Below are 22,740 nucleotides of genomic sequence, written 5' to 3' on the forward strand. Positions count from 1 at the left end.
CATGCAATGGGAAACCGTGATCGGGCTGGAAATCCACGCACAGCTCGCAACTGATACTAAAATTTTCTCGGGTAGCGCCACCGCCTTTGGTGCCGAACCTAACAGTCACGCCAGCTTGATTGACTTGGCCATGCCCGGCACCTTGCCGGTGCTCAACCAAGAAGCTGTACGTATGGCCTGTATGTTTGGTTTAGCAGTCAACGCACACATCGCTGAATACAATATTTTCGCCCGTAAAAACTACTTCTACCCTGACCTGCCTAAAGGCTATCAAACCAGTCAAATGGATGACCCTATTGTGGGTCTTGGTCATTTGGATATTGCCCTCGACGACGGCAGCATTAAGCGCGTCAATATCACCCGCGCGCACCTTGAAGAAGATGCCGGAAAAAGCCTGCACGAAGACTTTAGCGGCATGACCGGGATTGACTTAAACCGTGCCGGCACGCCACTGCTCGAAATCGTTTCTGAACCAGAACTGAGTAACGCCAAAGAGGCTGTGGCCTACGCCAAAGCCATTCACACTTTAGTGCGCTACTTAAATATCTGTGACGGCAATATGGCCGAAGGTTCATTCCGCTGCGACTGTAACGTCTCGGTACGCCCTAAAGGCCAAGCCGAACTGGGTACGCGCACTGAAATCAAGAACGTTAACTCGTTTCGCTTTATTGAGCGCGCCATCAACCATGAGATTCAACGGCAAATTGAATTGATTGAAGACGGCGGCACTGTGGTACAAGAAACCCGCCTGTACGATCCCAATAAAGATGAAACGCGCTCCATGCGCAGCAAAGAAGAAGCCAACGATTACCGCTACTTCCCCTGCCCAGACTTACTGCCGGTGCATATCCCAAGCACCATGCTAGAAGAGTTGCGCGCCGAGCTGCCAGAACTGCCCACGCAAAAACGTGAACGCTTTGAACAAGAGTTTGGCTTGTCAACCTACGATGCCAGCGTACTGTCCGCTAGCCGTGAAATGGCCGACTACTTTGAGGCAGTCGAGAAAATCTGTCAGGACGCTAAGTTGGCGACCAACTGGGTAATGGGTGAGCTATCCAGCCTGCTCAACAAAGACAACCTTGAAATCGGCCAATCCCCAGTCAGCGCCGAGCAGTTGGGCGGCATGTTAGTGCGCATTAAAGACAACACCATTTCTGGCAAAATCGCAAAAATGGTGTTTGAAGCCATGGCTGCAGGTGAAGGTGACGCTGACCAAGTGATTGAACAACGCGGCTTAAAACAAGTCACAGACAGTGGCGCTATCGAAGCGCTGCTCGATGAAGTCCTTGCCGCCAACGCTGAGCAAGTCGAGCAGTACCGCGCCAGCGATGAAAACAAACGTGGCAAGATGTTTGGTTTCTTTGTCGGTCAGGCCATGCGTGCCTCCAAAGGTAAGGCCAACCCGCAACAGGTTAACGAGCTACTCAAGCACAAGCTTGAGCAATAGTTCTGAGGCAGGTGCAGCGGGTCTTGAGCGCCCGTTGCACGCGCCCTCAACAACTGTTTAAGGATTGCCCAATACATGAGTCACATGCGTATCTATTGGCTGTTTGCCGCTCTAGCACTGCTGAGTGCGTGCTCATTGCAACCTTCCGGCACAGATTCAAGCATCAGCGGCCAAGCATCTTGGTATGGTGCGTATCATCACGGCAAGAAAACTGCCAATGGTGAGCGCTTCAACCAAAACGCTCTAACCGCAGCGCATCGCACACTCGCCTTTGGCAGCAAAGTTAAAGTCACTAACACGCTAAACAATAAAAGCGTCACCGTGCGTATCAATGATCGCGGCCCGTACAGCAAAGGCCGTATCATTGATTTGTCACGCGCTGCAGCTAAAAAAATCGATATGATCAATAGCGGTGTTGTCCCTGTACGCATACAGGTTTTGCGTTAAAATTACACGCTAAAAGCTCATCAACCCATTACCACAATCTGCTAATCTAGCGCCCATTATCTGAGCAAGAGCCGGAGTCGTTGCATGTCTATCCTAATGTTTGTCTATCTTATTGGCGGCTTTATCTTGCTGGTGATCGGCGCAGAAGTGCTGGTACGTGGCGCGGCGCGTTTAGCGGCACGCTTTGGTATTTCACCGCTGATTATTGGTTTAACTGTGGTGGCTTTTGGCACCAGCGCACCTGAAATGGCGGTCAGCACCCAATCGGCCTTCCTTGGACAAGGCGATATTGCCATTGGCAATGTGATTGGCAGCAACATTTTTAACGTACTGATCGTTTTAGGCTTATCGGCCCTCATCATACCCTTAATCGTGTCACGTCAACTGGTGCGCTTTGATGTACCTATTATGATTGCAGCGGGTTTTCTAGCGTGGTTTTTGGCCATGGACGGTAGCTACAGCCGATTTGATGGCTTCATTCTGTTCGCCTGCATTATTTCCTATACCGGCTACTTAATTTACAGCAGCCTCAAAACATGGTCAGCGGAGACAACTGCTGCAGATGAAGAATTCAGCGCAGAGGTCAACCCGCACCGCTTTGCCAGCCTAATTAACGCTGCTTATATACTGGCCGGCTTAGCTTTACTGGTTGTTGGATCTAACCTACTGGTCAGTGGCGCGGTAAGCTTAGCGCAAGCGCTGGGTTTGTCTGAGCTGGTGATTGGCCTAACCATTATCGCCGTCGGTACTTCCCTGCCTGAATTAGCCACCTCACTGATGGCCGCATGGAAAGGCGAGCGCGACATGGCTGTCGGCAACATTATTGGCAGCAACTTATTTAACCTGCTCGCAGTGCTGGGTTTGGCTGGTTTAGTATCACCAGAAAAAATACCGGTGGCCAGCAATGCCATCCTATTTGACTTCCCTGTGATGATGGCGGTTATGGTCGCTTGTCTGCCCATTTTCTTTTCCGGTTATCGCATTAATCGCTGGGAAGGTGCGCTATTTTTAGGTTATTACGTGGCATACACCTCGTATCTTATTATGAAGAGTAATGGCGAGCCATTTGCCAGCACTTTTGCCCATGCAATGATCGGCTATGTGGTACCGTTAACCGCTATTACCTTGCTTGTCATTGCCACTCGAGCATGGCGCACGCAACGCGGTTTGTCAGTCGATACATAAGCTAGATAAGACTAAAATAACTAAGCACGTCCTTTCAGCGTTCCATTACATTGAGCTTTATATGGCCAAACGTACACTTAATCGCCGCCAAGGCTGGCGTGTTAGTAAAATCCAAGACGAGCGTCTCGCTCGTGCTGCTAGACGTGAAGAGCGCGCCCTTGAGGAGCTGGAAGGCGGTGATCTAGGTGCAGAGCAACACGGCCTGGTCATTGCTCACTTTGGTGTGCAAGTCGAAGTAGAAGCTCAAGCCCCTGAGTTGGCTGGGCAAACCTATCGCTGTTATTTGCGTGCCAACTTGCCGGCTCTGGTGACAGGCGATCGCGTCGTTTGGCGACCGGGTAACCAAGGTTTAGGAATTATTGTGGCGCAGCTACCCCGCCACAGTGAACTATGCCGCCCTGACTCACGCGGCACGCTCAAACCCGTCGCAGCTAATGTCGACCTGATTGTTATTGTCTTTGCCCCCCTACCTGAACCCCATGCCAACCTGATTGACCGCTATGTTATCGCGGCCGAACACGCGGGGATCAAACCTCTCTTATTGCTCAACAAATCAGACCTGCTCGACTCCAGCGGCAGCTCACGCGTGCATAGCCTGCTCAATACTTACCATTCTTTGGGCTACCCGTTACTGGAAGTGTCAGCATATTCTGGTGATGGTTTAGAGCAACTGCAGGCGCTATTGAATAATCAAGTCAGCGTTTTTGTTGGCCAATCAGGGGTTGGCAAATCGTCGCTAGTGAACCGCTTACTGCCAGACACAGATACACGTGTTGGCCCGCTCTCAGAGCTGACGGGCAAAGGCACACACACCACAACCACCGCTCGTTTATTCCATTTTCCATGCGGTGGTCAATTGATTGATTCACCAGGTATTCGTGAGTTTGGTTTGAGCCACGTCAGCATCGCCGATGTAGAGGCGGGCTTTATTGAATTTCAAGAACACTTAGGTCATTGTCGTTTCCGCGACTGCAGTCACGAGCATGAACCGGGCTGCGCACTTTTAGCAGCTGTAGAAGAGGGTAAAATTAATCCGCAGCGCTTAGCCAGCTTTAAACACATTATCAGTGGCATCAGCAGCGATCATCATTAATCACTAACGCTTAAGCAGCTTGCCTGAGCTATATCGCACAGCTGCATAGCCGTGACTAATCACCCACGTCTTCAAACTGCAACACGCCGTCTTCAAACACATTGATTTTTTCACGCAAGGGTTTACCTGTGCTGCTCGGCGCTGTTTCGACCGGCTCTGCAGGCTCATCAGGGCTTGCGGTCGCGCTCGGCTCACCTTCAATTAATTGCAAAGCACGCTTGGTCAGCACCAGAATATCAATACGTCGATTACTGGGGCTGTATGGATTATCACGATCAAAGAGTACTGATGATGCATAACCAACCACTCGTGCTACCTTCTCATCATCAAGTCCGCCGGCACGCAAGGCGCGGCGTGCGGCATTGGCACGATTGGTCGATAGCTCCCAGTTGCCAAAGCCACTGTCATCAGAATACGGTTTGGCATCAGTATGCCCGCCGATACTGATTTTATTGGGTACAGCACGCACGGTATCAGCCATCAAATAAAGGATATCTTCAAAGTAAGGCTGCAAACGCGCGCTACCTAAATCAAACATAGGCCGGTTTTCGGTATCAGTGATCTGGATGCGCAAGCCATCACGCGAGACATCCATGACAATCTGGTCTTTATACAGTTGAAAGCTTTCACTGTCGTTAATTTTACGCTGCAGCTCAATCAACAACACATCTAAACGCTCAAGCTCAATTTTTTCTAGCGCTTCATCGAGCGCTTCCTCACTGCTCGAGTCGAGCGGCTGCTCACCAGGAGTGATGTCTTCTGTGACCTCTGGGTTCAACGTTCTGTCAGGTGCTGGGGTCGGCGTACCACCCAAATCAATCACATACGGACTGGCGCTTTGCGAAAAGCCTATGGGGTCCTGAAAATAACCTGAGATCGCTTTTTTTTGCTCTGGTGTTGCCGATGACATCAACCACATCACCAAGAAAAACGCCATCATAGCAACAGCAAAATCAGCAAAGGCAATCTTCCAAGCGCCCCCATGATGACCGGCAGCAACTTTTTTAACGCGCTTGACAATAATTGGCTGATTGGTATCCATCGACTTTAACCGCCCCGTACCGCTTGCTCTAATTCAGCAAAGGTTGGTCTGTGTCCACTGTATAAAACTTTACGGCCAAACTCGGCGGCCAAGCTCGGCGGCATACCCGACGCAGAAGCAACCAAAGTGGCTTTAATGGCTTCATACAAATTCAGTTCTTCTTTTGCATCATGCGCCAAACTGGTTGCCAAGGGGCCAAAAAAGCCATAAGCAGCTAAAATACCTAAAAAAGTACCCACCAGAGCAGCACCCACATGCTGACCCAAGGCTGCCTGCTCAGCTTCACCGAGCATGCCCATGGTCACTACAATACCCAGTACCGCCGCAACAATACCAAAGCCTGGTAAACCATCAGAAACACTGGTCACTGCATGCGCAGGATGATCAAGATCTTCCTTAAGGCTGGTCAACTCCATATCAAACAAGCCTTCAAACTCATGCGGCGCCATATTACCGGTGGTCATGATGCGCAAATAATCACAGACAAACTCGATCATGCGTTGATCTTTTAAGATTGCAGGGTATTTACTAAAAATCGGACTCGCAGTAGGGTCTTCAATGTCGGCTTCAATCGCCATCATGCCTTCACGACGGCTCTTATTCAAAACCTCATAAAGCATTTTCAGAACATCGAGATACAGCTCTTTAGTAAAACGTGTACCGAACATGCTCACTGACTTCTTAAACACCTGCATAAAGGCACTGCTTGGGTTAGCTTGCAAAAAAGCCCCCAACGCAGCACCTCCAATAATCAACACTTCAAAGGGTTGAATAATGGCTGCTATTTTTCCGCCAGAAAAAACATAACCCGCTGTAACGCAAGCAAAAACAACAATAATTCCAATGATTTTTATCATGATATACGCCGCACCCATTGCAAACCGCGTAAAGAATAACAGCCTTTGTAAATATTGGTTACTATACTGCGACTAATAACCTCAGGGCGCAGTCTAAGGTTGACACTCTATGACCAATACAACACCGCAAAATAATACTTTAGAGCAGTGGATTATACAGCTAGACAATACACGTCTGCCTGTTTATAAAGCGCACCGTGAACGTGCCTTACAAGCGCTGCAAAGCCCCAACAAGTCCTTAGGTGATATTGCACAAGTCATTAGCCAAGCACCTACTATTGCTTTAATTATTATGCGAGAAGCCAACCGTGCTAGCAGCTCATTGGCTGAGCCAGTGCAAACCTTAGACAATGCTTTGTCACGTTTAGGCCTGCAACGTTGCGCTGCGCTATTAAAAGATCTGCAAGATGATCAAGAAACCGAGATACCTATAGCATTACGGCAAGTATGGTTAATCGGCCAACATCTTAACGTCCAAGCCATGGGGTTATTCGGCAAGCGCATGGCGCGTTTATGGCAAGAAATACATTGGGGTAGCCTACTGTTTTTGTCACCGGCTTGGCCGCTATTGACTCGCCATCCAGAGTTTTTCAGCGAATGGGAGCGTCGTGTTTTAGGCGATAACGAATCTGCCAACGCAGTAGAGCACGAGTTGATTGGAATGCCGCTCATCACGCTATGCCTCGGCTTAGCAGAGCACTGGAAACTACCCAACTGGGTCATTGATGGCTATCGATTACTCAAAGATAATCCAGAACAACTGGCGCAAGCACTTTATATTGCTCGACAAACAGAACAACCGCTACTGCAACAACAAATGCTTGATCAAATGCCAGCGCTCAATAGCTGGCTAAATCGCCCTGCCAACACCATCGTGTTTACTTGCGGTTTGGTTATGGCTGCACACAATTCCTGGGGTAGCGAGCAATGCGTGCGCTGGCAACGTCTGATCAGTCTGTACTTAAATAAAGAACTGGCCAGCGTGCAACAAAACACCCATCGCTTAGCGGTTAAACATGCACAGATGCAGCGACACCCAGACCTCTGGCAACCTGCGCAAGCACTATTGTGGCCATGGGATACGCAACGCTTACGTAAACCTCCAACCCAAAGCAATCCCCTTCCACCCAGCAAAGAAGACTTGGCCCGGTGGCGCAGCCACTGTACAGAGCTGCTGCGCGACCCTTCGGCTTTTAATACTCTGGTACAGATGACACAGCATATCGGTCTTGCTTTGCAGGCTTGCGGCATGCAGCGAATCTGCGTGATGATGCTTGACCAAAATGCTGAGCATGCAAAAGTCAGCTACTTATATGGTATTCAAGCACAGCAGCTGCCGCATATTTTTCCACTTAAGCAAACGCCAGTTAATCAACATCTGCTGGAGAAACCCACATTTTTGCGGCTCGATGACAGCAATGCAGCACGCTTTAACCCGCAATTACCACCTGAGCTGGTCGCTGTGTTCGGCAAAACACACTGGCTAATGGCCTCTGTTTCGAACAGCCAACGAGTCGTTATGTTGCTAGCCGCAGACCAAGCAACAGCAAGCCTGCATCCAACCACTGTCCAAGGCTTTAAAAAAACCTTGGAATGTATTGAGCGGGCATTGGTACTCTTTAGCTCGCGCAAGCGTTAACATACGCCAGTATGCGCAATCACTATCGACTGTAAGGGCTGGGCAAGCAGCTGCAATAGTTATAACGACCGATTAACATGTTTGCGCTTTCGTATAAATGTACGATATGCATTTTTTCGCCACACTCACATCAGTTAAAGGGCCCGATACATGGATATCAAGCAGCGTCTATTTATTTTTATGCAGTATGTGCTGCCTCATCACACACTGTCACGCTTGATTGGCCGCTTAGCTGAGTGTGAAGCGCCATGGTTTAAAAACCGCTTAATCGCTTGGTTTATTAAGCGCTACCAAGTGGACATGAGCGAAGCGCTGCAGGAAGATCCAAGCGCCTATCAGCATTTTAACGATTTCTTTACCCGAGCACTTAAAGAGGGTATGCGTCCGTTTGATAGCGACCCCAAAGCAGTGCTATGCCCAGCCGATGGTGCTATCAGCCAGCTTGGTAAGATTGAGCACGGCCGTATTTTTCAAGCAAAAGGCCACAGCTTTAGCCTATTAGAGCTGCTTGGTGGTGATGCCGAGCGCGCAGCACCTTTTATGGGCGGTAGTTTTTCTACAGTGTACTTATCACCTAAGGACTATCACCGTGTGCACATGCCGCTAACCGGTATTTTACGCGAGATGGTGTACATTCCAGGGCGCTTATTCTCAGTCAATCAAACCACCGCCGAAAATGTGCCTGAGCTTTTTGCACGCAATGAACGCGTTGCTTGCATTTTTGATACAGAACAGGGACCGATGGCTGTTGTGCTTGTTGGCGCCATGGTTGTTGCTAGCATCGAGACGGTATGGGCCGGCTTAATTACTCCACCGCTACGTCAATTGCGCAGCTATGATTACAGCCAAGCGGCTCGACAACCTATCACCTTAGAAAAGGGTGCGGAAATGGGGCGTTTTAAATTAGGCTCTACCGCGATAGTCTTATTTGGCCAAGATCACGTGACGTGGGATGCGCATTTAAAGCAAGCAAGTACAGTAAAAGTAGGTCAGCGCTTGGCTGTAGAAATTCAGCGATAAGGATGTACAATAAATGCGCAACAGTACATTGTCATCCAACCAGACAAACGAGTTTGTAATTACGCTTGGTAGCTTAAGCAGGTCAATTTAATGGATATTCACAGCCCAAAATTGCGCTTAAAAGTGACCACTCCTGCGCAGACATCACTCACATTCTGCAAGCCAAATGTGCGTGATTTAAAAGCATGGATCCAAGATCTGCCTAAAGCAAACACGGGTGAAACAGCACGCTTACTGTACCAAGCACTCATAGAGCTAAACAATTTCAAAACACCTGCTGGCAATCGCATACAGCTACTCGAACTCTTACGCCCAGAAGTGATGTTTATTAACTCACAACTGGAAAAACATTTTTTAAATAACTCAATTATGCTCAGCGAGCGCCCACAAAAAGTCGCCAACCTATGCCAAGCGCTGCAAAACCATTTAACGATGGGCTATAAACTCGTCATTACGGATGTATTTCAACAGCGCAACGCCACCTTAGCGCTAGCATTGCAGCGCACAGCACACAGCATGTTTGTTTCGCTGGTGCGCGCGTATCAGCTGTACTATCCAGCACCCCCTTTATTCTGGCTAGAGCTGCATCAGGTGTACTGGCTTGCTCGTAAGAATAATATCCACACCCAGCTTATTAACGATACCTTGCTCGGTAATATTTCTGAGCAAAGCATTGAAGCCGCGTACAGTTGCGTACTGCTATTGAGTTGCTCGCGTATTAATCAAATGCGCCAAGGCGATATTGCTATCTTAGCGCGCACCCTACCAAGCTGGTGTCAGCTTGCAACCTTGCAAAAAGTAGAATTGGACTGCAGTTTATTTGTTGTCAACTTAAACAGTGACTCACCGCCTCGTTACAAAGAACTGATCGAGCAAGAGCCATCACCATCGCGCCTAGGCTTTAATACGCAAGAACTTGCAGATGCTCTGATTAAACACCAACAGTCGCCTGAGCATAAAGACACTACCCCCCGCATCGACATTCCTGAGGACATGTCCAGCACATTGTTAGCGCAACTGTGCAGCGCATGGGGCAATATTGCTAAACGTGATTTTCAACGCACCAGCAGTAAAGGCAGTTTAGAGCTGTGTATTGGTATGAGCGCCGTGCATTATTATTTAGCGGACCAAGAGCTCTTTACGCAAACCTTAAAATCTCAACAAGCCGCAGAGGTCGAATACAATACCGATAACAGGCCGCCTGATATTTGGGCAAGCGCCATTGATGCTGAAGTCGTAGTTGAGCCAGACCCCTTGCAGGTGGATTTGATTGAGTATGAAAAAACACCGATAAACGAAGACGATACAAACGGCCATCAAAGCCCTGTGCAATCGACGGTGTCATACCCCGTTCACACTCTTTCTATTGTCAATCACAGTCCTGGCGGTTATTGCCTAGCGTGGCGTGATACAGTTCCAGCGCAATTACAAACAGGTGAAATTATTGCGCTACGTGAAAACCAAGACAGACCTTGGTCCACAGCGGTAACACGCTGGATTCGTCAAGTAGGCAGTGCTAGCGCACAAATGGGTGTTGAGCTTATTGCACCGAATGCTCAGCCATGCGGCCTACAGCTGTTGCGCAGCAGCGATAAATCAAGCCAATTTTTACGCGCCTTATTGGTGCCAGAAATACCGGCATTATCACGCCCTGCCAGCGTCATTGGTCCACGTATTCCTTTTCAAGAGGGCCATAAAGTAGCCATTAATCAACACGGAGCGCAACAACGGGCCATTCTCAGAAAGCGATTAATGCATACAGGCAGTATCAATCAGTTTGAGTACAGTTTATTAACTCCCCCACAACCTGTCGAGCAGCCTCCAGCATCAACATTAAAGAACTCGAGCAAGAATGATGACTTTGACTCACTCTGGAAGTCATTGTAACTTCGCTCCAATTTACTTCTGCTTTAACGATGTGCAGCCTGCACTTTGATGGTATTTATGGGTATTGATAGAAAAACTATTCGCTTGCTGGTTTTAGAAGACTCAAAAAATGAAGCTGAGCGCATCATTAGCTTATTTCGCAACTCTGGCTATGCAACACGCGCGCATCGCATCACCTCTTTAGACAATCTTAATGAAGCGCTTAATAGCACTTGGGATTTGTGCATAGCAGCACACCACAGTGACAATATCGCGCCTTTAACTGCCCTGCAAAGCATTCAGCGTATGGCGCGCGATATCTCTTTTATTCAGCTCACCGAAGACAACTCTTCAGAGTCCTTAACTGAAAGCTTAGCGCTTGGCGCCCAAGATGCTGTGCCACACGGTGAAGATGAACGCCTGATATTAGTCGCCAAACGTGAGCTTGCTAGTCTTGAAGATCGTCGCGCACGGCGCGCTGCTGAAATCGCCTTACACGAGACAGAAAAACGCTGCAAGTTACTGCTGGAAAGCTCTATGGATGCCATTGCCTACGTGCATGACGGCATGCATATTTATGCAAACGGCCCTTACCTGCAACTGTTTGGTTATGCCGATGCAGATGAAATGGAAGGCATGCCGATGATCGACTTAATTGATGGTCCAGATCAAAACCACTTTAAAGACTTTCTAAAAAACTACCGCAGTGAAGAAGGTAACGCTGAGCTAGCATTTACTGGGATAACAGCCGCAGCACAAAGATTTCAAGCCAAAATGTTCTTCTCGCCAGCACAATATGATGGCGAGCCCTGTGTGCAGGTGGTAATTCGTATCACCAATGGCAAAGCTGAGCTTGAAGAGAAGCTTCGTGAAATCAGCAGCCAAGACTTGGTAACGGGTCTATATAACCGTCAGCACTTTTTAGAGCGCCTCGACACTGCCGCCGAACGCGCGGTGAATGCTGGGCAACCGGCCAGCGTGGCGTATATTAAAATTGACCACTATATGGCCCTTCAAGCTGACCTTGGCCTTGCAGGTATTGATATATTACTGGCAGATTTAGCCAACACTTTGCGCCAGCACCTCACCTCAAACTCGCAGATAGCGCGCTTCGCTGATAATGCATTTAGTGTTTTAAGAAGCGATGTAACACCTGAGCAATTTAAACCTGAGCTGCTCAACCTCATCAAAAAAGTTGAGCTACAACTGTTTGATATCAATGGCCGCACAGCACAAACCACTTTATCCATCGGCGTGGCTGGTCTTAGCGAGAAAACCTCAAAAGCTGCCGATGTCTTAAAGCGCGCCCATCATTGTGCCGATCAACTCACACAAGGTAATGCGCTCAAGCTGCATAACCCTGCCGATGATCTTGCTGCCGCAGCAAATCGCGGCGACCTTGTAGCCATGGCGCAACAAGCACTAGCAAACAATACTTTTAAACTGCTCTTTCAACCCATTATCAGCTTGCGTGGTGATGAAGACGAACTGTATGAAGTTTTATTAAGGCTGGTGAACCCGCAAGGTGAAGAGGTACCACCCTCCGACTTTCTAAATGCTGCTGTGTCCGCCGGTTTAGCAGATAAAATTGATCGCTGGGTACTGCTCAACTCTATTAAATTATTGACTGAGCATCGAAGCAAAGGCCATCAAACTCGATTTTTTATTCATTTATCCAGCGCCAGCTTGCAAGACCAAAGCTTATTGCCTTGGTTAAGTACAGTCCTTAAAGCATCACGTCTGCCTGCTGATTCAATCATTTTACAAATCCGCGAAACAGATGCTGTCGCCTACTTAAAACAAGCAAAACAGCTCTCCGAAGGCCTGCATGCGCTGCACTGTCAAGTGGCTTTAGGGCAATTTGGCTGTACGCTTAATCCATACAACACACTTAAACACATGCATATTGATTTTGTGAAAATTGATGGCTCGTTTATTAAAGAGCTTTCTACTGCAGAGGATCAAGAAACCCTGAAACAAATGCTTGCCGCATTACATGCCCAAGCCAAGCACAGCATCGTGCCCTTTGTCGAAAGTGCCAGCATCTTATCCATACTGTGGCAGGCCGGTGTAAACTATATTCAAGGCCACTATTTACAAGGGCCTAGCCAAGCCATGAATTATAACTTTACCAGTGGTGAAGACTCGCTTTAGTAACTGCGTAAGCGATACTCCAACCCAGCCAACAGCAACACCTCTTCAGTGCATATTGTGCTAATTAAAGTCAGAGCACAGCAGACAAACAGCGCCCATTCATCACAACAGTTTGCGCGCTGCTTTATCCATACGGTTGGAGCGGGTATCATGCACAGCTCAACCCCAAATATTTTCTTAAGCAGCGCGCAGGCTGAGCAATCCATGTCGATGGTTCGTATTGGTTCCTACACATTAGCTAACAATCTGATCCTAGCACCGATGGCTGGCGTCACTGATCGCCCGCAACGTCAATTGTGTGCACGCTTTGGTGCAGGGCTAACTGTGTCAGAAATGCTCACCAGCGATACCCGTTTATGGGCGAGCCGCAAATCCAGCTTACGCTTATTAACCGACAGCGACCCAGAGCCACGCTCGATGCAAATTGCGGGTGCAGAACCGCAGATGCTGGCCCACGCAGCGCAGCAATGCGTCGCTTTAGGCGCACATATTATTGATATCAATATGGGCTGCCCAGCCAAGAAAGTTTGCAACAAAGCAGCAGGCTCTGCACTACTCAAAGATGAGCGTTTGGTTGCGCAAATCCTGCAGGCCGTGCGCGCTGCAGTGGATGTGCCTGTCACCTTAAAAATTCGCACTGGCTGGGATCATGCCAATAAAAACGGCGTGAATATTGCCAGAATTGCTGAGCAATCAGGCATCAATGCCCTTGCGGTACATGGCCGCACTCGCGCAGATCGCTACAATGGTGACGCTGAATACGATACTATTGCACTGATTAAGAATGCTATCTCAATTCCTGTATTTGCAAACGGTGATATTGATAGCCCGCTTAAAGCTCGACAGGTACTGGATTACACCGGCGCAGACGGCTTACTCATTGGTCGCGCAGCACAAGGACGGCCTTGGATTTTCCAAGAAATCAACCATTTCCTCGCAACTGGCGAACAACTGCCAGCAATCAGTTTAAGCGCATTGGAAATGATTTTACTTGAGCACATTGAACTCCTGCATGCGTTCTATGGCCAGCCAATGGGTGTGCGTATCGCCCGAAAGCACACACATTGGTATTTAACATCACTGCCTGGGGCACAAAAATTTCGTACAACGTTTAACCAGCTTGACGACGAAGAAGCACAGAAAGATCAGATCCAGATTTTTTTCAATACTCTTCGTGCACTAGGCTTAAAAGACGCTGCATGATTCTAATGATAAAACGTTCAGTTATGAGATATTTGCCGTGACCAAAAATACAACGCTGCTCACAACCCTCAATAATAGCGAACACTTAACGTTACGTGCGTGTGTTGAAAAAACCTTGCAAGACTATTTTGCTCATTTAGATGGCGCGCATGTGAATGACGTGTACAACTTAGTACTCAGCGAGGTTGAGGCACCTTTATTTGCCTCAGTCATGCAACATGTGCAGGGCAATCAAACACGCGCTTCAGAGATGCTCGGTTTAAACCGCGGCACACTGCGCAAAAAACTTAAACAATACAATCTTCTTTAAACTATACCCCTGCCAACCTCTTGTGCGAGGCTTGAGCAGTTTGCCGTTTACAGCTAGGAAATCTAATGACTGACCACTCTTCAAAAACGCCTATTCGCCGCGCTTTAATCAGTGTTTCTGATAAAACAGGTATTGTTGAATTTGCCCAAGCGCTGCACGCCTTAGGTGTAGAGATTCTATCCACTGGCGGCACTTTCAAGTTATTAAAAGACAATGCCATTCCTGCCATTGAAGTGGCGGACTACACCGGCTTCGCAGAAATGATGGACGGTCGCGTCAAGACCCTGCACCCGAAAATTCACGGTGGTATTTTAGGTCGTCGCGATATAGATGCAGCGGTAATGACTGAGCACGGTATCAAGCCGATTGATCTGGTTGCAGTTAACCTCTATCCCTTTGCGGCCACTGTCGCCAAACCCGGTTGCAGCCTGCCTGATGCGATTGAAAACATCGATATCGGCGGCCCGACCATGGTGCGCAGCGCGGCGAAGAACCATAAAGACGTGGCCATTGTGGTTAACACAGATGACTACAGCAGCATTATCGAAGGCCTCAAACAAGGCGGTTTAAGCTACGCACAACGCTTTAATCTGGCCCTCAAAGCCTTTGAGCACACGGCAGCCTACGACGGCATGATTGCCAACTATTTAGGCACCATTGAGCAGAGTGCTGAAACCCTCAGCACCGAACAGCGCACAGCCTTCCCGCACACTTTTAATACTCAGTTTATTAAAGCGCAAGACATGCGCTACGGTGAGAACCCGCACCAAAGTGCGGCGTTTTACACTGAAGCTAACCCACAAGAAGCCAGTGTTGCCAGCGCCATTCAGTTGCAAGGTAAAGAACTGTCATTTAACAACGTTGCCGATACTGACGCAGCCCTTGAGTGTGTGAAAAGCTTTGTAAAACCTGCCTGCGTGATTGTTAAACACGCCAACCCTTGCGGTGTTGCCGTTGCTACTGACCAAGAAGGCGGTATCCGTCAAGCCTACGAACTGGCTTACGCAACTGATAGCGAATCAGCTTTTGGCGGCATTATTGCTTTTAACCGTGAATTAGATGCCGATACCGCACAAGCCATTGTTGATCGCCAGTTTGTCGAAGTGATTATCGCGCCAAGTATCAGCCAAGGCGCGCGTGACGTAGTGGCCAGCAAAGCCAATGTGCGTTTGCTTGAGTGCGGCCAGTGGCCTGCCGAGCGTAGCGCCAGCTGGGATTTCAAACGCGTCAACGGTGGCTTATTAGTACAGAGCCGTGATATTCAAATGATCACTGCAGCTGACCTGAAAGTGGTCACCAAGCGTGCGCCCAGCGAGCAAGAAATTCATGACTTAATCTTTGCTTGGAAAGTCGCTAAGTTTGTTAAGTCCAATGCGATCATCTACGCGAAAAACCGTCAGACCATCGGTGTCGGCGCCGGTCAAATGAGCCGTGTCAACTCAGCACGTATTGCCGCGATCAAAGCTGAGCAAGCAGGTTTAGAGGTTGCTGGTGCGGTGATGGCCTCGGACGCCTTCTTCCCCTTCCGCGATGGTTTAGATAACGCTGCTAAAGTGGGTATCCGTGCCGTGATTCAGCCGGGCGGCTCGATGCGCGATGCTGAAGTGATTGCAGCAGCAGACGAAGCTGATATTGCCATGGTATTTACGGGCATGCGTCACTTCCGCCATTAATTGCTCTTTTAAGGACCGTTTTCTATGAATATTTTAATTATCGGTAATGGCGGACGCGAACACGCACTGGCGTGGAAAGTTGCGCAAGACCCGCGCGTAACTAAAGTTTTTATTGCGCCCGGTAATGCCGGCAGCGCCACTGAAGCCAAGTGCGAAAACGTGGCGATTGATGTGTTGGCCATTGATCAGCTGGCTGATTTTGCCGAACAAAACAATGTTTATCTGACCATTGTTGGCCCTGAAGCGCCACTGGTTGCCGGTGTTGTCGACAGCTTCCGCAAGCGTAATTTAGACATCTACGGCCCAACTGCAGCGGCTGCGCAATTGGAAGGCTCAAAAGCCTTCACTAAAGATTTCTTTGCACGCCACAATATCCCTACCAGCAACTACGCTAACTTTACTGAAGTGGAGCCAGCACTGGCCTATTTACGTGAGCAAGGCGCGCCGATTGTGGTCAAAGCCGACGGTTTAGCTGCGGGTAAAGGCGTGATTGTCGCCATGACACTCGAAGAAGCCGAAGCGGCAGTCACCGATATGCTCGCTGGCAACGCTTTTGGTGATGCGGGTTCGCGCGTGGTGATCGAAGAGTTTTTAGACGGTGAAGAAGCCAGCTTTATTGTTATGGTCGATGGCGAGAACGTCTTACCCATGGCCACCAGCCAAGACCACAAGCGTGTTGGTGATGGCGACACTGGGCCCAACACCGGAGGTATGGGTGCGTATTCCCCTGCTCCTGTGGTTACTGATGCAGTCCACCAGCGCGTATTGGATGAAATCATTTATCCAACTGTGCGCGGTATGGCCGCTGAAGGTAACGTCTACACCGGCTTCTTGTACGCTGGCTTAATGATCGACAAAAGCGGTGCGCCAAAAATCATTGAGTACAACTGCCGTTTTGGTGATCCCGAAACCCAGCCGATTTTACTGCGTTTAGAGTCCAGCTTAATTCTGTTGATTGAAGCCGCTCTAGCCAAGGCCTTAGACAAAGTTGAAGCCCAGTGGGATCCACGCCCAAGCTTGGGTGTAGTGATTGCCTCCGGCGGCTACCCTGCCGACTACAGCGCTGGCCATGAGATCAAAGGTTTAGATGCCGCAGCGCAGTTAGAGGGCAAAGTCTTTCACGCTGGCAGCAGCCTCAAAGACGGTAAGATCATCAACAGCGGTGGTCGTGTACTCTGCGCCACAGCCATGGGTAATAGCGTTGCCGAGGCGCAAGCCAACGCTTATAAACTGGCAGAAAAAATCAGTTGGGAAGGCAGCTTTTATCGTAAAGATATTGGCTACCGTGCCATTGCGCGAGAACAGCAATAAAGGTTAAATCCATAACGCACCTCTCCGCTGTGCCGAGCACGCGGGGAGTTCGCTTAGCATTGTTGAGGCGTAGCATACTGCCGTGAACCCGACTCGCCTGGCCATCAGTCTAATCATCAGCTTACTGTTAGGTGCTCTGTTTCTACTTATCAGCGTACCACGCTACTATGGCGCAATGTTTTCCTTAGAAAACACGGCACTTCTAAGCGCCTCCCAGCTGCCTGTGCTTGGCTTAAGTTTAAATACAGTGCATCCGCTACTGATTGGTATGTTGCTGGGCTGCAGTGTCGGTGCAGCGCTCTTCAATCTGCTGCGCTTTGTATTCACCCGTTATCGCGGCAACCTATTATTTAGCATAGCGCTAAGCTTTTTATTACTCTTTATTTTCTTTTTAGCCAATAACCATGCACCTGATCTCTGTTTAAACATAAAGTTAAGCAGTGACCTAAACTACCTTCCTGCTCTGCTCGCAATTTTATTTTTTCACGCGCTATGCTTAAACTGCATCCCGCGCACGCCAGCATTTAAAAAACTGACTAAGCAACTGATTAGACACATGGGCCTGCTAGGCTTTAGCGGCATTGCCTTATTAGTCCTTGCCCCTGCTTACGCACACATACTCAGCTATTTTTTATTAATCAGCTCAACAGTGCTATTACTCGGTGGCACGCTGATGCTTTGGCAGCATGGCTACGCACCTGCACGCACGTTTTTTATTGGTTTAAGTATATGTTTTTTGCCGCTCATTGCAGTGTGGCCAGCACTAATAAATGAGGCTTTTCTTTCAGCAGATATTGCAATCATTTGCGTGTTAATCAGTCTACCGCTCAGTGCCACTATTCTTAGTATTGGCCTGAGCCAAAACCACCGCTACCAGATTGCTAAAAACAGCAGCGCATTACAGCAGCATACCGCTGAGCAAGCAGAGAAACGCGCCAAATCTGAGCTACTAGCAAAGATCAGTCATGAAATTCGCACGCCTTTAAGCGGTGTATTGGGCATGACAACTCTGCTGCTGGACACACCACTCTCTAGTAAGCAGCGTGATTATGCACAAACCATTCAAAGCGCCGGTAACGAGCTGCTCGGTTTGATTAACGAGATATTAGATATTTCGCGCTTAGAGTCTAACGACATTGTGCTCAACCACACTCAATTCAATCCTGCGGGTTTGCTGCAAGAGTGCACACAAGCATTTTACAGCAGTGCTCATGAACAGCAGGTTGAATTAACTGTTTTTTTACAACCACAGGTGCCCGAAACCTTACTGGGTGATCCAGCGCGCTTACGCCAAGTATTGTTCAGCATCCTAAAAAACGCCTTTCAACGCACCCATAACGGCGAGATCATCCTCAGTGCCGCAGTCGAGCAAGACGAGGATCAAGCGCTGTTTGTATTAACGGTGCAAGATACTGGAACACCTTTAAGTGATGCAGAGCGGCACATTCTCAGCACCGCACAACTGCATAGCAAAGATCTGCTTAGCGCATCGTTTATTGGCGGTAACCTGGGCATTATCATTGCTCGCCAATTAGTGAGTTTGATGCAGGGCAGCCTTAGCATACAGCGCAGTGCGCAAGGCACCTTATTTACCGTCAGCATCGCCCTCAAATCACAGCACCGCCCTGCTGCTCACGTCGAGCCTGATTTGGCTTTACGACAAAAACACATTTTAATTATTGACAGCAATGCACTTTCGCAAAAAGTTTTGGCTCAACAATGCAGCGCCTGGGGAATGCTGGTCAGCACACGCTCTTCACCTGCTGATGCGATCGCTTTTTTACGTAATAAAGCACTACAAGGCCAACGCTTTGCAACCATTTTAATCAGTGATACCACCCATAAAGCCAGCGCTATACCTTTTGCCGTACGCATCCAAGAAGACCCACTGCTAGCGGCAGGCTGCACTTTAATCATGCTCACCAGCAGCAGTCATATCGACTCAATTGCTGCACGCAATGCTGGCATCAGTCATGTACTGATAAAACCCGTCAGCAGTTCAACTTTAAAAACCACGCTGATTAATGCCGTACAGCACAGCATGAATCATAATCATGTTGCGCACAGCATGAGCGCAAAGCGCGTGCTGGTTGCAGAAGATGATGCGATTTCGGTTAAAGTCATCAGCGGCTTATTGAATAAACTCGGCGTCAGCGTTGATGTCGCTGCTAACGGCCAAATAGCGTTAGATAAACTAGAACAACAGCACTACGACTGGGTATTAATGGATTGTGAAATGCCAGTGATGGATGGCTTTACTGCTGCGCAAAAACGCCGAGAATATGAAGCAGCGCACGACCTACCAGCGGTGCCCATTATTGCCTTGTCGGCGCACGTCCTAGAAGAACACCAGTTGCGCGCTAAGCAGTCAGGAATGAATGGACATTTAGCCAAGCCCATTGAGCTGGCTAAACTGCAAGCTATTCTTAGTAACCACGTAAACAACTAAACCTTTAAGCGCACCTGATGATGCTGCAAGTAAGCAACGGCTAAGTCACTGTCACTGATAATCAGCACGCCAACAATCGACAGCACATCCGGCAGATGAACAAAGATCACCTCATTCACTCAGCCCGCGAAGGCAGTTCCCGCATCATTAAATGGCGCTCATGTCGCGATTCTTAAGTACTTCAGTGTCGCTATCAGCAGTTCAGCCAAGAACGGCGTAGCGCCGACGTTGAACTTTAGTCAGGTTAATCGGCGCAACAACTGCAACAGCACAAAGCGCACAATACACCGTTAATCCTGATCACCGAAGCTCTTATCAATGTGTCTCAAACTTATAAAGCGGTCCCCGCGCGCAGGGCTTCTTTCTCGGACGCAGATGGTGGTTTACGACTGGCTAAATAATGCCGACTAAAGCGCGCAAACCATTGCTCAAGAGCTTCTGCAGCGGCATGGTCATCGGCTAACTGCAGACACAGCGCAGTCACTTCTGCGGTGCACAGATGCTCTTCACGGGTTGAACGGCGTAAGCGGTAGCGGGAAATAGCCTCTGGCTGCAAACTCAGTACCGGCAAATGCGCCAGGTAAGCGGATTTACGATACATTTTACGCGCTTCCGTCCAGGTTCCATCGAGTACAACAAAAAGTGGACGCTTAGCTGCTATTTTAAGCTGCGCATGTGCCACATCATGCACCACCCGCTGCGCCGGTACATACTCGCCAGGAAAGACCACATAGGGCTGCCATTGCGGGTCAGCCAGCAGCGTGAGGATACGCTCATCAACTTCAGTGCGCGACCAGCTGAAGGCAAAAGTATCAGGCACAACGTCAGCAATCAGCCAGCCGGTATTGGTCGGCTTGAGCGGCTCTGCATCGTACATCAACAAACACACCGCACTGTTTGCACTGACGTTTGGCTGCCAAGCACACATGCAATACGTCACGGATACTCGACAACGTGGGCAGCGGACTAGCAGCGCGCCACGCGCTAAGAAAGGTTTTTCACTGCGCGCTAGGCGCTGATCACGCAAACGCGATACTGCGTGCGGCATAGCAACATTCTCAAAAATATAAGACATGCAGTTTAACAGATTTAGTTGCGTGCTCGACGATCGCTCGGCAAACCCCGTTAGCGTTGAACAGTTTTAAAGCATCTCGACACGCCTGCGCACTTGCCAGCAGCAACCCGCTTAAGCACACTGCTGCTATACCTCATTTACTGCTTCTCGCTAGCAAGGATATTGCATGCTCTGGTCTACCCTACTCGGCCCTTTGCCACGCTTAGCACACACCCAGGCAGGCCCTTGGTTTGCCGAGCTAAGCGAGCACGCTACACAGGCCAGTAGCTGCGAGCTGGCCATGTTAGGGGGCCGATTAGCTGCGACCCCAGGGCTCGCCTTTCTAGCAGGCTATCAAGCTGCATTACGCGCACTGGTACCCCTAGCACCGCAGGGTATCGGCGCATTCTGTGTAACCGAGCAACGTTCCAACAAACCGGCGGATATTCATACGCGTTTAGTCGATGGTCAAATCACTGGACACAAAGATTTCGTGATTGCTGGCAGTGCTGCGCAGTGGTTGATTGTTCTCGCCCGCAATGATCTTGCCGAACAAGCACCCTGTCTCTCAGCTGTTTTAGTATCCACCGACAACCCTAATATTACTCTGCAAACAGGTCCTGCATTAGCTATGCTGCCAGATATTAGCCACGGTTCAGTACAGTTTCGCCAGGTGCACTGTCAAGTCTTAAGCGGTGATGGCTGGGATGATTACAGCAAACCTTTTCGTAGCCTAGAAGATGGCCACGTATTGGCTGCGCTCTGTGCTTGGCTGTATGGACAAAGTCTGCTTGATCAATGGCCACAAGAGCTACAGTTACAGCTGATCGCAGTACTCGCTGGACTTAAAGAAACCTTAGCCCAACCCAATAAAGACGTAACATCGCATCTTTTGCTTGCTGCTCAGTTGGCGCAATTTTCCGGCTTACAAACACAGGTCAATCATGCCCTATCTACTCACTCAAGCCAGTCCACGGCACAGGCATGGAAGCGTGACAAGGCCATTTTAACAATAGCAAGCAGTGCACGCGCACGACGCTTAGCGCTTGCACTGGACGCGCTAGGCTTGACTTAAATCAACTCTAATCTATACAGCACTGGCATAGTTTCGCCTCATTTTAATAAGTGAGTGCATTATGCGTCGCGATCCTATTGTGTTATTTGATGACGGCAGCCATCAATGCTTAATGTTTGATGACTTAGTGACTGGTGATGGCATTCAGTCAAACCAGTTTTTAATCACTGATAGTGGCCAATCATTACTGCTTGATCCCGGTGGCGACCTAACCTATACGCCATTATCTTTCGAGTTATCCAAGCGCATCGACATGAAAGAGTTAACTTACATTTTTGCCTCACACCAAGACCCCGATATTATTGCGGCGCTGGACAAATGGCTGCTGCACACCAAAGCAAAAGTGATCACCTCAACGTTATGGGCACGTTTTTTACCACACCTCACCGCCGGCTACTTAACCGCCAACCATGGCATTTCTACCAGCGAGCGCGTGATTGCGTTGCCCGATAAGGGCTCGGTCTTTGCACTGGGTCAGAGCAAACTAAAGGCGATTCCAGCTCACTTTCTGCATTCAGTTGGCAATTTCCAGCTGTATGACCCGCTCAGTAAAATCTTATTCTCCGGCGACATGGGGGCTTCGTTACTTGATGACGCACAACCAGTCACCAGCTTTGCTGAACACGTCCCGTCTATGGAAGACTTTCACCGTCGCTATATGGTCAGCAAGAAAGTGACACAGCTGTGGGCCAATATGGTGCGACAGATGGATGTTGAAATGATTGTTCCGCAGCACGGCCGTCCCTTCAAAGGCCAAGAAATGATCAATGCCTTTTTAAGCTGGGTAGAAAGCTTTGATTGCGGCATTGATCTATTGCAACAACAGCACTATTGCGAGCCAACATAAATAATTAAGCCAATCAGCACTGCTTTATAAAAACCAAGCAGCAGCAATAAAAAACGCACCTTAAGGTG

18 protein-coding genes are annotated in these 22,740 nt (G+C 48.9%); 15 read left to right on the forward strand and 3 right to left on the reverse strand.

Features of this window, described 5'->3' with window-relative positions; all coding sequences use genetic code 11:
- Position 1: 1 nt before the first annotated feature.
- The 4 genes from gatB (at position 2) to rsgA (ending at position 4,172) form a co-directional block, all read left to right on the forward strand.
- A complete protein-coding gene (gene gatB / locus FXF61_RS10360) occupies positions 2-1,447 on the forward strand; it encodes an Asp-tRNA(Asn)/Glu-tRNA(Gln) amidotransferase subunit GatB (RefSeq protein WP_151185197.1) in 1,446 nt (481 codons plus the stop codon).
- Between the two features lie 75 nt (positions 1,448-1,522).
- Positions 1,523-1,894 (forward strand): septal ring lytic transglycosylase RlpA family protein, encoded by a 372-nt coding sequence (locus FXF61_RS10365; protein ID WP_151185198.1) that lies wholly within the window; start codon positions 1,523-1,525, stop codon positions 1,892-1,894.
- A gap of 84 nt (positions 1,895-1,978) precedes the next feature.
- A complete protein-coding gene (locus FXF61_RS10370; protein ID WP_151185199.1) occupies positions 1,979-3,079 on the forward strand; it encodes a calcium/sodium antiporter in 1,101 nt (366 codons plus the stop codon).
- A 61-nt stretch (positions 3,080-3,140) separates the two neighbouring features.
- Positions 3,141-4,172, forward strand: coding sequence for a small ribosomal subunit biogenesis GTPase RsgA (gene rsgA / locus FXF61_RS10375; protein ID WP_151185200.1), 1,032 nt, complete (start codon positions 3,141-3,143; stop codon positions 4,170-4,172).
- A gap of 55 nt (positions 4,173-4,227) precedes the next feature.
- Here rsgA and motB read toward each other — a convergent pair whose 3' ends face one another.
- Both motB and motA read right to left on the reverse strand, forming a co-directional pair.
- Positions 4,228-5,214 (reverse strand): flagellar motor protein MotB, encoded by a 987-nt coding sequence (gene motB / locus FXF61_RS10380; RefSeq protein WP_151185201.1) that lies wholly within the window; start codon positions 5,212-5,214, stop codon positions 4,228-4,230.
- A gap of 5 nt (positions 5,215-5,219) precedes the next feature.
- Entirely contained in the window at positions 5,220-6,071 is an 852-nt protein-coding gene (gene motA, locus FXF61_RS10385) for a flagellar motor stator protein MotA (protein WP_151185202.1), read from the reverse strand.
- Positions 6,072-6,180: 109 nt separating this feature from the next.
- On the opposite strand from motA, the gene FXF61_RS10390 reads away from it, so the two are divergent.
- From FXF61_RS10390 to FXF61_RS10430, 9 genes are all read left to right on the forward strand, one after another.
- A complete protein-coding gene (locus tag FXF61_RS10390) occupies positions 6,181-7,710 on the forward strand; it encodes an HDOD domain-containing protein (protein WP_151185203.1) in 1,530 nt (509 codons plus the stop codon).
- Between the two features lie 156 nt (positions 7,711-7,866).
- Complete coding sequence (gene asd, locus FXF61_RS10395) at positions 7,867-8,730, forward strand: archaetidylserine decarboxylase (protein WP_151186075.1); 864 nt, start codon at positions 7,867-7,869, stop codon at positions 8,728-8,730.
- 90 nt (positions 8,731-8,820) lie between these two features.
- Positions 8,821-10,617 (forward strand): molecular chaperone, encoded by a 1,797-nt coding sequence (locus FXF61_RS10400; protein ID WP_151185204.1) that lies wholly within the window; start codon positions 8,821-8,823, stop codon positions 10,615-10,617.
- A gap of 57 nt (positions 10,618-10,674) precedes the next feature.
- Positions 10,675-12,750 (forward strand): EAL domain-containing protein, encoded by a 2,076-nt coding sequence (locus tag FXF61_RS10405; protein ID WP_151185205.1) that lies wholly within the window; start codon positions 10,675-10,677, stop codon positions 12,748-12,750.
- 204 nt (positions 12,751-12,954) lie between these two features.
- Complete coding sequence (dusB, locus tag FXF61_RS10410; RefSeq protein WP_151186077.1) at positions 12,955-13,953, forward strand: tRNA dihydrouridine synthase DusB; 999 nt, start codon at positions 12,955-12,957, stop codon at positions 13,951-13,953.
- Between the two features lie 28 nt (positions 13,954-13,981).
- Positions 13,982-14,263 carry a DNA-binding transcriptional regulator Fis gene (gene fis, locus FXF61_RS10415; RefSeq protein ID WP_371921513.1) on the forward strand — a complete coding sequence of 94 codons (282 nt, stop codon included), beginning with the start codon at positions 13,982-13,984 and terminating at the stop codon, positions 14,261-14,263.
- Positions 14,264-14,328: 65 nt separating this feature from the next.
- A complete protein-coding gene (gene purH, locus FXF61_RS10420; protein ID WP_151185207.1) occupies positions 14,329-15,936 on the forward strand; it encodes a bifunctional phosphoribosylaminoimidazolecarboxamide formyltransferase/IMP cyclohydrolase in 1,608 nt (535 codons plus the stop codon).
- A gap of 24 nt (positions 15,937-15,960) precedes the next feature.
- Positions 15,961-17,247 carry a phosphoribosylamine--glycine ligase gene (purD, locus tag FXF61_RS10425; RefSeq protein WP_151185208.1) on the forward strand — a complete coding sequence of 429 codons (1,287 nt, stop codon included), beginning with the start codon at positions 15,961-15,963 and terminating at the stop codon, positions 17,245-17,247.
- An 82-nt stretch (positions 17,248-17,329) separates the two neighbouring features.
- Positions 17,330-19,696 (forward strand): response regulator, encoded by a 2,367-nt coding sequence (locus FXF61_RS10430; protein WP_151185209.1) that lies wholly within the window; start codon positions 17,330-17,332, stop codon positions 19,694-19,696.
- A gap of 331 nt (positions 19,697-20,027) precedes the next feature.
- On the opposite strand, the gene FXF61_RS10435 is transcribed toward FXF61_RS10430, so the two are convergent.
- Positions 20,028-20,744, reverse strand: a complete 717-nt coding sequence (locus FXF61_RS10435) for a tRNA-uridine aminocarboxypropyltransferase (RefSeq protein ID WP_151186078.1) — start codon at positions 20,742-20,744, stop codon at positions 20,028-20,030.
- Positions 20,745-20,937: 193 nt separating this feature from the next.
- Here FXF61_RS10435 and FXF61_RS10440 point away from each other — a divergent pair, with 193 nt between their 5' ends.
- Together FXF61_RS10440 and FXF61_RS10445 are read left to right on the forward strand one after the other, a co-directional pair.
- The gene (locus FXF61_RS10440) at positions 20,938-21,825 is read left to right on the forward strand and encodes an acyl-CoA dehydrogenase (protein ID WP_151185210.1); all 888 of its coding nucleotides are present in this window, start codon (positions 20,938-20,940) and stop codon (positions 21,823-21,825) included.
- 61 nt (positions 21,826-21,886) lie between these two features.
- Positions 21,887-22,672 carry an MBL fold metallo-hydrolase gene (locus FXF61_RS10445; RefSeq protein ID WP_151185211.1) on the forward strand — a complete coding sequence of 262 codons (786 nt, stop codon included), beginning with the start codon at positions 21,887-21,889 and terminating at the stop codon, positions 22,670-22,672.
- Positions 22,673-22,740 lie beyond the last annotated feature (68 nt).

This window comes from Pseudomonas sp. C27(2019) (assembly GCF_008807395.1).
Taxonomy (GTDB): Bacteria; Pseudomonadota; Gammaproteobacteria; order Pseudomonadales; family Pseudomonadaceae; genus Denitrificimonas.